The organism is Psychrobacter sp. UBA3962 (genome assembly GCF_002385225.1).
Taxonomy (GTDB): Bacteria; Pseudomonadota; Gammaproteobacteria; order Pseudomonadales; family Moraxellaceae; genus Psychrobacter.
Genome location: NZ_DGDC01000041.1, coordinates 42526 through 55395, shown reverse-complemented (window position 1 = coordinate 55395; position 12870 = coordinate 42526). Strand labels below are relative to the sequence as shown.

Below are 12870 nucleotides of genomic sequence, written 5' to 3'. Positions count from 1 at the left end.
TTAGTAAGCTTCATATAGACTACTTACTCTTCAATTTGTTTATTAATATGCTGCAATAAAGCCTGAGTAGAGCTGTCAAAAGTGGCTTGTTCTTCTGCAGCTGCCCTTGATTCAGGTTTTGTTAAATGAATATGAGCAAAGACTTCATCGGCCACTTTTTTACCCATTTCCACACCCCATTGGTCGAACGGGTTGATGTCCCAAATACTGGCCATGACAAACACTTTATGTTCATACAAAGCAATTAGAGCCCCAAAGCTACTAGGGGTTAGCTCATCTAATAAGATCGTGGTCGATGGCTGATTGCCGCGATAGCGTTTGAATTTGTCCAATTCCGAAACTTCTTGCTCTGGTTTGGCGGCTAGCGCCTCGTTACCAAAAGCTAGGACGCGACTTTGCGCCAAACAGTTAGCCAACGACAAAGCATGTTGACGCTTTAACTCACTAGACTCAGACTCTTGATAATAATTGACGCAGGCAATGAAATCACAGGATACTTTTTGGGTTCCTTGATGAAGCAATTGATAAAAAGCATGCTGTGCATTAGAGCCAATTTCCCCCCATAAAATTGGGCAGGTGGCATAGGTGACTGGCTGACCGTCATTGGTCACTGATTTACCATTACTTTCCATTTCAAGCTGGGTTAAGTAGCTTGGAAAGTACTTAAGACGACCATCGTAAGGCAGCACGGTATGGGCATTAATATCTAAGAAGGTACTGTTCCAAACGCCAATTAATCCCAGTAACACCGGCAAGTTTTGATCAAAATCGGCATGCAGAAAATGTTGGTCCATCGCATAGGCGCCTTTCAGCATTTCATTGAAGCGCTCACTACCAATGCGAATGGCCACTGCCAGTCCAATAGCTGACCACATCGAGAAACGGCCACCCACCCAGTCCCAAAGCTTTAATTGGTGTTCCGCGGGAATTCCCCAGGCGCTGACTCTCTCAGGATTGGCAGAAATACCAATAAAATGTCGGCGTAGTAAGGTGGTTTTACTGGCCCCAGTACTTAGTAGCCAAGCTCGAGCCGTCTCTGCGTTAGACAAGGTATCTACGGTGCCAAAGGACTTAGAGGAGATGATAAATAACGTCGTTTCTGGATTAAGGCGCTCCAATAAACTGCCCAATTGAGTGCCATCCATATTAGACACAAAGTGGACTTCAATGTCACTGTCCGCCCATTCATCGAGTGCAGTATTGGCCATAACCGGGCCCAAATCTGAGCCACCTACCCCAATATTAACCACATCGGTAATGGCTTTACCCGAGTAACCACGCCAAATACCATTGCGAATTCGACTCACCAAGTCTGCTGCTTTATCCAGACTATCATGAACCTCTGCCACCACATCTACGCCTTGATGGGATAGCTTGGCAGTCTTTGGTAGACGGAGGGCAGTGTGTAGTGCCGCCCTATCCTCACTAGTGTTTACCTTGTCGCCTTGATATAGACTCTGAATTCGTTGCGGTAAACCGCAAACCTCAGCTAATTGTATCAATTGCTGTTTCACTGACTCATCAAGGCATTGCTTAGAGTAGTCAAAATAAATCCCTGCGGCCTGAACACTGAACTTTTGCGCTCTGTCTTGCTGCTGATCAAATAGCTGTGTCAACGACCAAGACTTTTGTGCCAACTGTTGCAGCTGTTGCCACTGTGGTAACTGAGTAGGTAGAGCATTTTCTTTGTGCGCTGGTATCATAATACTGTGACTCAATAAGGCTAAAGTTAGGCTTGAAGCTGCTGCTCAGCAAAGTAGATAAAGGCCTTCATGTAGCTGGTCATATCGCCGGCATCAAAGCTTTCGCCTAGCATGGTAGTGATATCCACCCCTTGAGTGCTAATTAAGGCATCGATAGCATCGGTCAATTGGATTTCACCGCCTACTGAAGGCTTAGTCTCAGCCAAATAATCAAAGATAGTGGCGGTAAACACATAACGTCCCACCACCGCCAGATTAGAAGGCGCGTCGGCTAATGCTGGTTTTTCTACAAAGCCAGCCACCGCAAAATTGGCATTCTTATCGGCAGACAACTGTGAAAGCTCTTCATCATCTTTTAGTTTAGCGATACCATATTTATGTACATCTTCATCGGCTACGGCACTTACTAATATTTGCGAATGGTTACTTTGCTCAAAGGTCTGAATCATATATGCCAAGTTGTCTTTATCCATACTAGTGGTGAATGGGTTCAGCACCACATCCGGTAGCAATACCGCAAAAGGATTGTCACCAACAATAGGACGTGCTTTTAATACCGCATGACCAAGACCCAATGGTTTACCTTGACGAATCATAGACACTGAGACATCCTCTGGTAGCCAGTTCAAACTGTCGGCCAGCTCGTCTTTACCTTTGGCACGCAATTGGTTATCAAGCTCAGCGTTGACATCAAAGTAATTCTCGATGGCACTTTTTTGGGCATGACCTACCAATACAATGTGCTTAATACCAGCAGCAATGGCTTCTTCAATCACGTAATGGATGGCGGGACGATTACCCAGTGGCAATAACTCTTTGGGCACAGACTTTGATAAAGGCAACATACGAGTACCGAAGCCAGCAACAGGGATAACAGCATGAGTAACTTGAGAGGTCATAAGCATCCAACTTTGATAAATATAGAGTTTATATTTGATATAGGGTTCGGCTCATATTGTAGCAAACTTTCATCTGTATTCTATGAATGATGAACAATAATCCCCCTATAAACCAAAACCTAGAGTAAAAACTAAAATAAAAAACTGAAGCTAAAAAATAAAGCCAAAAAAAAGAGCACCCCGAAGGATGCTCCTTTAATTTATAACTAAACATTATTCAGACAGGGATTAAGCTGCCTGAACAATATAGCAAATTACCAACCAGTAACTTCTTTAACGGTCTCACCAATCTTAGAGGGGTCACGAGTATACGCGATGCCCGCTTCTTCGAAAGCTTTGAATTTTTCTTCAGCAGTACCCTTACCACCAGAGATAATCGCACCAGCATGGCCCATACGCTTACCTTTAGGCGCAGTAACACCAGCGATGTAACCGATAACAGGCTTAGTTACGTGCTCTTTGATGTAAGCAGCTGCTTCTTCTTCAGCAGTACCACCGATTTCACCAATTAGTACGATGGCTTCAGTTTGAGGATCTTCTTCGAACATCTTCAAGCAATCGATTTGGTTCATACCTGGGATTGGGTCACCACCAATACCGATACAAGTTGACTGACCAAAACCAAGCTTAGTGGTTTGAGCCACAGCTTCATAAGTCAAAGTACCTGAACGTGAGATGATACCCACTTTACCTGGTAAGTGGATGTGGCCTGGCATAATACCAATTTTGCACTGACCTGGAGTGATTACGCCTGGGCAGTTTGGACCAACCATTTTCACATCGCCAGCTTGCTCGATGTAGCGTTTTGCTTTTAGCATGTCTAAAGTTGGCACACCTTCAGTGATCACAACGATTAGCTTAACGCCTGCGTCTACCGCTTCGATGATTGAATCTAGAACGAAAGGAGCGGGAACATAGATAACTGACGCATCAGCGTTAGTCGCTTCCATAGCTTCTGCCATAGTGTTGAATACAGGTAGGCCTAGGTGAGTTTGGCCGCCTTTACCTGGAGTTACACCACCCACTACTTTAGTACCGTACTCAATCGCTTGTTCTGAATGGAAAGTACCGTTTTTACCAGTAAAACCTTGCACCAATACTTTGGTGTCTTTATCAATTAATACACTCATTATTTACTCCTAATTAGGGTCACTTATTTGGGATTATGCAGTTTTTACAGCATCAACAATTTTTTGCGCAGCGTCAGATAGACCTTGAGCTGAAATTACTTTCACATCAGACTCGTCTAACAACTTAGCACCTAACTCAGCATTGTTACCTTCTAAGCGAACCACGACAGGTACAGTTACATTCACTTCTTTAACCGCTGCAATGATGGCTTCAGCAATCATGTCACAACGTACGATACCACCGAAGATATTGATTAGAACGCCTTGTACGCTGTCATCTTCTAAGATGATTTTGAACGCTTCTACAACGCGATCTTTAGTAGCACCACCACCAACGTCTAGGAAGTTAGCTGGCTTACCACCGTATAGTTTGATGATGTCCATAGTTGCCATAGCAAGACCGGCACCGTTAACCATACAACCGATGTTACCTTCTAGAGCAACATAGTTTAGGTCAAATTCAGCGGCTTTTAGCTCACGCTCATTTTCTTGTGAGGGGTCATGTAATTCAGCGATTTTTGGCTGACGGAATAAAGCGTTTGAATCCACACCAATTTTACCGTCAACACAAGCCAATTCACCATTTTCACGAACCGCTAGTGGGTTGATTTCAATCATATCGAAATCGTTTTCGATAAAGGCTTGGTAAGCACCGGTCATTAGCTTAACGAACTGGTTGATTTGCTTGCCTTCTAGACCCAGTTTGAAACCTACTTCACGAGCTTGGAAAGGCAATAAACCTACTAAAGGATCTACTGTGATGCTGAAGATTTTCTCTGGCGTTTCTTCTGCAACTTTTTCAATCTCAACACCACCTTCCGTTGAAGCCATGAAAGTTACACGACGAGTAGCACGGTCAACTACCGCACCTAGGTATAGCTCAGTTTGTACTGGGTACATGTCTTCTGCAACTAGTACGAAGTTTACTGGCTGACCTTCAGCGTCTGTTTGATAAGTAACTAAGTTAGTACCAATTAGGCTATCAGCAATTTCTTTGGCTTCTTCACGAGTTTTAGCAAGCTTAACACCACCCGCTTTACCACGGCCACCAGCGTGAACCTGTGCTTTAATTACCGCAACATCCGTTGGTGTTTTGTCAAAAGCTTCAGCAGCTTCGTCACCAGAGTATGCGATGATACCTTTCTGGATAGGTAAGCCGTAGCTCTCTAGCAATAGTTTTGCTTGATACTCATGTAAATTCATAAAGTTATCCTTTAGTTTTTTATTTAACAGGTAAAGCTGACACCAGATACTTAAAACCTTCTGATGTCAGCAACTTAATTAGTAACAGACTTTTATATAAATACTAATTAGCACTTCACTAAGTCTATAACTGTTTCTTATTTACGTTTTTTACGTTGGATTGCGTGGATAGCACGGCCGTCAGCTGATAAAGCAGCTTCATGAACGGCTTCACTGATGGTTGGGTGAGCGAAGGTCATCAACTGTAGGTCTTCAATGCTTGAAACGAATTCCATAGCGATCATACCTTGGTGAACGATATCGCCTGCGCCCGCACAAATAGCGTGCATACCTAATAAGCGGTCAGTTTTGGCATCAGCAACGACTTTAATAGAGCCTTGACCTTCACTTTGTGCCAAGGCACGGCCGTTAGCAGCTAGGTTAAATGAACCGGTCTTAACTTCATAGCCTTGCTCTTTCGCCGCTTGCTCAGTTAAACCTACCCAAGCAATTTCTGGGTGAGTATAGATGACGTTGATGATGGTGTCATAGTTAACTTGCGCTTTTTCACCATGGATACGCTCAACGGCCATCATGCCCTCTTCCATTGCTTTGTGAGCAAGCATTGGACCACGTACCAAGTCACCGATAGCGTATACGCCATCTAGGTTGGTTTTACACTGATCATCTACTTCAACCAAACCACGGTCAGTTAAAGTAATGCCAGAGTCTTCACCTAGAAGTTTTTCAGAGTAAGCACGGCGACCGACACAAACGATTAGCTTGTCGAAAGTCTCCTCATTTGACTCGCCACCTTTTTCGCTGGTCACAACCACTTGGCCGTCTTTAACTTCTGCGTTGGTTACTTTAGTATCAACACGGATGTCTAGACCTTGTTTTTTCAGCAATTTGCCGGCTTCTTTAGAAATATCTTTATCAGCAGCAGCTAGAAACTCTGGAAGTGCTTCATAAACCACAACTTCAGCGCCCAGACGACGCCATACTGAACCCAGCTCTAGACCGATAACACCAGCACCAATCACACCCAAACGCTTAGGCGTTTCAGTGAAATCTAAAGCACCTGTTGAGTCAACGATAATGCCTTCTTCGTTATTAACCGGGGCAACAGGGATATCGATAGGCACAGAACCGGCCGCTAAGATAACGTTTTTAGCAGTGATTACTGTTTCTGATTCATCTTCTAAAGCGGTGAATTTGACTTTCTTTTCGCTACCTTTACCGTCAACTAAAGTACCCCAGCCTTGTAACCAATCTACGCCGTTGCCTTTAAGAAGCATAGCAACACCGCCGGTTAACTGCTTAACGATACCTTCTTTACGCTCGATCATTTTTGCAACGTCGATTTCAACATCGCCAGTAGTGATGCCGTGCTCAGCAAGGTCATGCTTAGTGGCTTCATAACGATGTGAAGAGTCAAGTAACGCCTTTGAAGGGATACAACCTACGTTTAAGCAAGTACCGCCCAATGCAGGCTCACCTTTATAAACGCGTTTTTCGATACAAGCCACGCTCATACCCAATTGACCGGCACGAATAGCGGCTTCATAACCACCTGGACCACCGCCAATAACAACTAAATCATAATTGTCTTTCATAGTATATTCCGTCTTTTAATCAAAGAATTTTAAAAGCTCTTTTATTTATAATTTGAATTATGAAATGACTTATTTATTCATTTTTATGGGGCTAATTAGCACTCGGATCACCGTTTAGGCTTGCCTGTATTTAAAAAAACTATGTGCTAAATAACTTAATAATCAATCAATCCATAACGAAAAAGCTTGTACCAGAATCTCTCTGATACAAGCCCGTTGACCTTATAGGTCAAGTAATAGTCTTGCTGGATCTTCAATCAGCTCTTTGATCGTAACTAAGAACTGTACTGCATCTTTACCATCAATCATACGGTGATCGTAAGATAGCGCTAGGTACATCATAGGTAGAATTTCAACTTGACCATTAACCGCCATAGGACGATCGTTGATCGCATGCATACCTAAGATAGCGGTTTGTGGTGGGTTCAAGATTGGCGTTGACATTAGTGAACCAAATACACCACCGTTAGTGATAGTGAAAGTACCACCAGTCATTTCTTGTAGTGATAATTTACCATCACGTGCTTTACCAGCAAATTCACGGATACCCGCTTCAACATCTGCCATGCTCATACGGTCGGTATCACGTAATACAGGAACCACTAGACCACGGTCGGAAGATACCGCAACACCTACATCATAGTAACCATGATAAACGATGTCATCACCGTCAATTGACGCGTTAACCGCTGGGAAACGTTTTAGCGCTTCAGTAGCGGCTTTAACGAACAATGACATAAAGCCTAGACGCGTACCATGACGCTTCTCAAACTGATCTTTGTACTTAGCACGTAGATCCATCAATGGCTTCATATTAACTTCGTTGAACGTGGTTAACATAGCGGTTTCTTGAGTCGCTGATAACAGACGGTTAGCAACAGTCTTACGTAGACGTGTCATTGGAACACGCTTCTCAGTACGCTCGCCTACTGATTCAGCTACTGGACGGCCACTGTCAGACTTGATAGAGCTGTCCGCTTTAAGCGTTGGGTTAGCCATATCCTGTTTAGTAACACGACCACCACGGCCAGTACCTTCAACATTTTTCGGATCAACACCAGACTCTTTAGCTGCTTTACGAACTGCTGGGCTTTGATCTTTGTGATCATCAGCGCTGTCTGCAGCTGCAGCAGGCTTAGCTTCCGCTTTCTCTTCAGTTTTTTCTTCTTGGCTTTCTTCAGCGGCGCTATCAGCAGCTTTGGTGCCAGTAGCACCCGCTTCAAATTCAGCAATTAATTCGTCAGAAAGTACAGTGTCATCTACTTGTTTAACAATTTTAGTAACCACACCATCATCTGGAGCCACTACTTCTAAAACTACTTTATCGGTTTCGATTTCAGCTAAGATATCATCACGGTTTACTTGTTCGCCTTCACTTACGTGCCATTCAACGATGGTACCGTCAGCTACTGACTCTGGGAATACGGGCGCTTTAATTTCTGCCATGGGAACTGCTCCTGTTATAAATATAAAATGATTAATAACTTATTTTATTTCAGACAACAAACAACCTAGGGGTAACTTTACAGTCTTTAACTTCGAATTAGGGTTGTCTATTGTTAAAAGTTGGTTAAGTGATAAAAGCCAATTAGGATAATAAAACTCAATAAAATCTGTTAGAACAAATACTGAAGGTCTAAGCGACTGTTCGCCGCTTAGACCTCTTTAGGATTTATTTAAGTTGATCTACTTCGATACCTAGGCCACCAGCAACCAGCTCTCTTTGCTGACGAACGTGAATCGCAGGCAGACCCGTTGCAGGTGCTGCAGAAGCAGGACGGGCAACAGGCTCAACGATGTGTGCTTTAGTAACGCGTGGCTGATCGCCTTGTGGACCAAAGATACGGAACATATGTGGTGCTAAATAGTACCAAGCGCCTTGGTTTAATGGCTCTTCTTGACACCATACAATCTCTTCAAGGTTGGCATATTTCTGCACTTCTTCGACCATTCTTTCTTCAGGCAGTGGGTATAACTGTTCAATACGAACAATAGCCACATGATCTAAGCCCAGTTCACGACGCTGCTCAAGCAGATCGTAGTAAACCTTACCACCACACATTACCATACGAGTTACTTTGTCATTATCTAACTGATCAATCTCAGGTAGAACGGTTTCAAACTTACCGTTTGCCAGCTCTTCTAATTCAGAAGTGGCCAGCTTATGACGCAACAAGCTCTTCGGAGACATAACTACCAATGGCTTACGAATTGGACGTACCGCTTGACGACGTAAGGCATGGAAGATCTGAGCCGGTGTGGTCGGAGTGATTACTTGCATGTTGTCTTCAGCACACAGCTGTAAGAAGCGCTCTAAACGGGCTGATGAGTGCTCAGGACCTTGACCTTCAAAGCCGTGTGGTAACAGCATAGTTAGACCACACACACGCTGCCACTTAGTCTCACCGCTTGAGATGAACTGGTCAATCACCACTTGGGCACCGTTGACGAAGTCACCGAACTGAGCTTCCCAAATGATTAAGGCATTTGGTACAGTGGTTGCATAGCCGTATTCAAATGCCAATACCGCTTCTTCTGACAACAATGAGTTGTAAGTCGCGAAACGGGCCTGAGTATCATTCAAATGGGCTAATGGGACATACATCTCACCATTTTCAGTGTTGAAGATTTCAGAGTGACGGTGTGAGAAAGTACCACGACCCACATCTTCACCAGTAATACGAACTAGGAAATCTTCATCTACTAAAGAAGCATAGGCTAAAGTTTCAGCCGCACCCCAGTTCAATGGCTCTTCACCAGTTTGCATCGCTAAGCGCTGCTCAACCATTCTTTGAACTTGGCGCTGCAGCTTAAAGCCTTCTGGCATCACCGCCATACGGCGACCATATTCTTTTAGCTTCTCGATATCAACGCCGGTATCCCAGTCATCTTCTAACTCATGACCTAAGTATGGACTCCAGTCGACATAAAGCTCTTCGTTTGGTTCTTGTACCAATGAGTTCGCTACATATTCGCCTTTATCTAAAGCTTCACGGTATTCGTCATCAAGCTTTTTGTCATCTCCTTCAGAGATCACACCTTCCGCCAACAGTCTTTCTGCATACTGAGTGCGAGTGGTTGGTAGCTTCTTGATGATGGCATACATTAGCGGCTGAGTAGCTGATGGCTCATCGGCTTCGTTGTGACCGTTACGACGGTAGCAGAATAAGTCAATTACGATGTCTTTATGGAACTCATGACGATAATCTAACGCCATTTGTGCCGCAAAAACAACCGCTTCAGGATCATCACCATTAACGTGAATGATTGGCGCGTGAACCATCTTAGCGATGTCAGTACAGTACTCAGTAGAGCGCGCATCTTCTTGACGGCTAGTGGTAAAGCCCACTTGGTTATTAATAACGATGTGAACCGTACCGCCTGTGGTATAAGCGCGAGTCTGTGACATCTGGAACGTTTCTTGAACCACACCTTGGGCGGCAATAGCAGCGTCACCATGCACTACCAATGGCAATACTAAGTTACCATCGGTATCGTTACGACGAACTTGGCGCGCACGTACTGAGCCTTCTAGTACTGGCGATACAATTTCAAGATGCGAAGGGTTGAACGCTAGGGCTAAGTGAGCTTCACCGCCTGGTGTCATCACGTTTGAGGAATAACCATTGTGGTACTTCACGTCACCTGAGCCTTTTTCAGGCATCACTTTACCATCGAACTCATCAAATAAGTCCGCTGGGTTTTTACCTAAAATGTTCACTAATAAGTTTAGACGACCACGGTGAGCCATACCGATAACCATTTCTTTGGTACCGTAGCCACCTGCACGCTGAATGATTTCGTGCACTGCTGGAATGAAGCTTTCACCGCCTTCAAGACCGAACCGCTTAACCCCGGTATATTTACGAGCTAAGTATTTTTCTAAGCCTTCAGCAGCGGTTAGACGCTCAAGGATCTCTTTTTTCTTTTCTTTATCAAACTTGATATAACCTAAGTTGGTTTCCATGTAGTTTTCAAACCAACGCTTCTCAGTGCTGGTCGTTACATGCATGTATTCAAGGCCAATATGACCACAGTAAATACGCTCAGCCACTTCGATAATTTCACGAAGCGTCGCTTCAGGTTTACCGATATTAAAGTCACTGGTTGGGAAAACTGTGTCTAAATCTGCTTCAGACAAGCCATGATATTCTAGAGTTAAATCTTCTACTGGAGCACGGGCTTGTAACTGTAATGGGTCAAGCTTCGCACGGCGGTGACCACGACGACGGTAGGCAGAAATTAATTTCTGTACGCCCATCTGACGAGGATCCATACAATTGGCATCAGATCCAGCACCGGCTGGAGCCGCCACGCCTTTATTGGCAGTTTGGTTGCGGGCTAACAGTAAGAACTGATCCTGGATAGCATGGTGCAAAGCATCATTACCCGTTTCATATTCTTTAAAGTAAGCCTGCCAATCAGCATCTACACTGTCTGGGTCTTGTAGGTATTGCTCATATAGCGACTCGATATAAGTTGCGTTGTCGCCTGCAAGCTCTGTCGCACTTGCTGCTTTTAAAGCATCTTCATTAGTCATAGTATTCATAGTCTTTTCTTATTTACATTAAGGTTTAATTAAAATAAAACGCATTTAGATCAAGCTATTGGTGTCGGTAACTTATTTTATCAATTAAAGTCATTAATCTTGTTAAAGTCTGTAGTCAGTTTACTCAATCGACACTGAGTAATGTTGCTCAATAATCGGTGATACTTACCATCTATTGGCCCAAAAGTTAGGCCATACAATTTTTTATAGGGCAATATTTATAATACTAAGAGCTAATCAAGTGTAATTAACCAGTTTTAATATTTCCCTTTGGGATATATGCTAAAAATAATCATTTACACAGCCAGTTGTTTGGAACTTAGTTTTTTGAAACCTAGCTGGTGCCCTAGCTACTTTAAGATTTCAGTAAGCAATCTGCTTAGCCCTTTGATCTTTTTTGCTAATCTTAATTGGCTTATCTTATTATATAGTCACTAGTCACCGTAACCCGACAGCTAAACTCACCAACCTAGCTATTTCTCTACCTATTAACCACTATGGGGACATTTTAGTTGATTACTAGCTTTAAGCTCTTTCTACTATAAGCCTTGTCCACGCTAGGATAGATTAAAATCTTGACGCTTAGCTAGAAAACAGAGTCTCTTTCAGTCAATAGAGGCGCAATGAAAACAGACATAATCAAAACAGCCAACCTCATTTAGGTAGGATTCTGTTCTATCCAAACCCCGATTGTTATCGTGGCTTTTATTACCGTCAACCTAGGCCATATTCTACCTCGAAATGAACTAAGAATACAGTTGAACACTCAAAGTAAGGGTAATATGTCACCAAAAAGCTCTAGTTTCGTTTCCTACATACTAGGTATTTAGAAACTAAATGTTCATCATTTGCACAATGCTAATTTTAACAAAAAAAGACCCCTATCAACAAATAGAGGTCTGTGGCATTCACGTAAAGTATTGCTAATCGATAGTGATACCTTTTTTTTAAATTAAAATTATTAGTGTCTAAATTAACCAAACCCAATTAAGGTAACGATTAGCCCGCTTGTTCTAGTAACAGGTTACGTAAATGACCAATCGCGCGCGTTGGGTTCAAGCCTTTAGGACAAACCGCCACACAGTTCATAATACCGCGGCAACGGAATAGGCTGAATGGGTCATCCATACGTGCCAAACGTGCTTGAGTATCGGTATCACGGCTATCTGCTACGAAACGGTAAGCGTTAAGTAACGCAGATGGACCTAAGAACTTATCTGGGTTCCACCAGAAAGATGGGCAGCTGGTTGAACAGCAAGCACATAAAATACACTCATACAGACCGTTTAGCTTCTCACGTTGTTCAGGAGACTGTAGACGCTCTGTTGGTGGTGCTGGCTGATCGTTAATTAAGAAAGGATGAACTTTTTCATACTGCTCGTAGAATTGGTTCATGTCCACAACCAAGTCACGTACCACAGGCAGACCTGGTAGAGGACGTACTGTGATTTTTTCTGGTAGGGTGTTCATGTTAACCAAACATGCTAAACCGTTTTTACCATTGATGTTCACCCCGTCAGAACCACAAATACCTTCACGGCAAGAGCGTCTAAACGTGATGCTTTCATCTTGTTTTTTCAAACGTAGTAAAACGTCAAGCAACATACGATCTGAGTCTAAAAGCTCAATCGTATAAGTTTGCATGTAAGGGGCTGCGTCCTTATCAGGATCGTAGCGGTATATCTCAATGGTGCGAGTACCTCGGCTCATAGTGCTAACTCCACACGGCGTAAAGCTGCTTTACAATCTCCCAACTTGGGTCAGGCTCCACAGCTTTACTAATTCAAAAAA

The 12870-nt window shown here is 43.4% G+C and carries 8 protein-coding genes; all 8 read right to left on the bottom strand.

Annotation, left to right across the window (positions count from 1 at the left end):
- Positions 1 to 23 precede the first annotated feature (23 nt).
- A complete protein-coding gene (pgi, locus tag B3S92_RS09835; protein WP_296205494.1) occupies positions 24 to 1703 on the bottom strand; it encodes a glucose-6-phosphate isomerase in 1680 nt (559 codons plus the stop codon).
- A 26-nt stretch (positions 1704 to 1729) separates the two neighbouring features.
- Positions 1730 to 2608: a UTP--glucose-1-phosphate uridylyltransferase gene (locus B3S92_RS09830; RefSeq protein ID WP_296205493.1), complete on the bottom strand. Its 879-nt coding sequence runs from the start codon at positions 2606 to 2608 to the stop codon at positions 1730 to 1732.
- Positions 2609 to 2856: 248 nt separating this feature from the next.
- The gene (sucD, locus tag B3S92_RS09825) at positions 2857 to 3732 is read right to left on the bottom strand and encodes a succinate--CoA ligase subunit alpha (RefSeq protein WP_296205491.1); all 876 of its coding nucleotides are present in this window, start codon (positions 3730 to 3732) and stop codon (positions 2857 to 2859) included.
- A gap of 33 nt (positions 3733 to 3765) precedes the next feature.
- Complete coding sequence (sucC, locus tag B3S92_RS09820) at positions 3766 to 4935, bottom strand: ADP-forming succinate--CoA ligase subunit beta (RefSeq protein ID WP_296205488.1); 1170 nt, start codon at positions 4933 to 4935, stop codon at positions 3766 to 3768.
- A 137-nt stretch (positions 4936 to 5072) separates the two neighbouring features.
- On the bottom strand, positions 5073 to 6530 hold the full coding sequence (gene lpdA, locus B3S92_RS09815; RefSeq protein WP_296205485.1) for a dihydrolipoyl dehydrogenase: 1458 nt from the start codon (positions 6528 to 6530) through the stop codon (positions 5073 to 5075).
- A gap of 222 nt (positions 6531 to 6752) precedes the next feature.
- Positions 6753 to 7976 (bottom strand): 2-oxoglutarate dehydrogenase complex dihydrolipoyllysine-residue succinyltransferase, encoded by a 1224-nt coding sequence (gene odhB / locus B3S92_RS09810; RefSeq protein ID WP_296205483.1) that lies wholly within the window; start codon positions 7974 to 7976, stop codon positions 6753 to 6755.
- 226 nt (positions 7977 to 8202) lie between these two features.
- Positions 8203 to 11079 (bottom strand): 2-oxoglutarate dehydrogenase E1 component, encoded by a 2877-nt coding sequence (locus tag B3S92_RS09805; protein WP_296205480.1) that lies wholly within the window; start codon positions 11077 to 11079, stop codon positions 8203 to 8205.
- Between the two features lie 999 nt (positions 11080 to 12078).
- Positions 12079 to 12789 (bottom strand): succinate dehydrogenase iron-sulfur subunit, encoded by a 711-nt coding sequence (locus B3S92_RS09800; RefSeq protein WP_028859107.1) that lies wholly within the window; start codon positions 12787 to 12789, stop codon positions 12079 to 12081.
- Between the last annotated feature and the right edge of the window lie 81 nt (positions 12790 to 12870).

Bases quoted from the DNA above. Each gene is read 5' to 3' on its own strand.
- pgi (WP_296205494.1), bottom strand. From the start codon at position 1,703: ATGATACCAGCGCACAAAGAAAATGCTCTACCTACTCAGTTACCACAG.
- B3S92_RS09830 (WP_296205493.1), bottom strand. From the start codon at position 2,608: ATGCTTATGACCTCTCAAGTTACTCATGCTGTTATCCCTGTTGCTGGC.
- sucD (WP_296205491.1), bottom strand. From the start codon at position 3,732: ATGAGTGTATTAATTGATAAAGACACCAAAGTATTGGTGCAAGGTTTT.
- sucC (WP_296205488.1), bottom strand. From the start codon at position 4,935: ATGAATTTACATGAGTATCAAGCAAAACTATTGCTAGAGAGCTACGGC.
- lpdA (WP_296205485.1), bottom strand. From the start codon at position 6,530: ATGAAAGACAATTATGATTTAGTTGTTATTGGCGGTGGTCCAGGTGGT.
- odhB (WP_296205483.1), bottom strand. From the start codon at position 7,976: ATGGCAGAAATTAAAGCGCCCGTATTCCCAGAGTCAGTAGCTGACGGT.
- B3S92_RS09805 (WP_296205480.1), bottom strand. From the start codon at position 11,079: ATGAATACTATGACTAATGAAGATGCTTTAAAAGCAGCAAGTGCGACA.
- B3S92_RS09800 (WP_028859107.1), bottom strand. From the start codon at position 12,789: ATGAGCCGAGGTACTCGCACCATTGAGATATACCGCTACGATCCTGAT.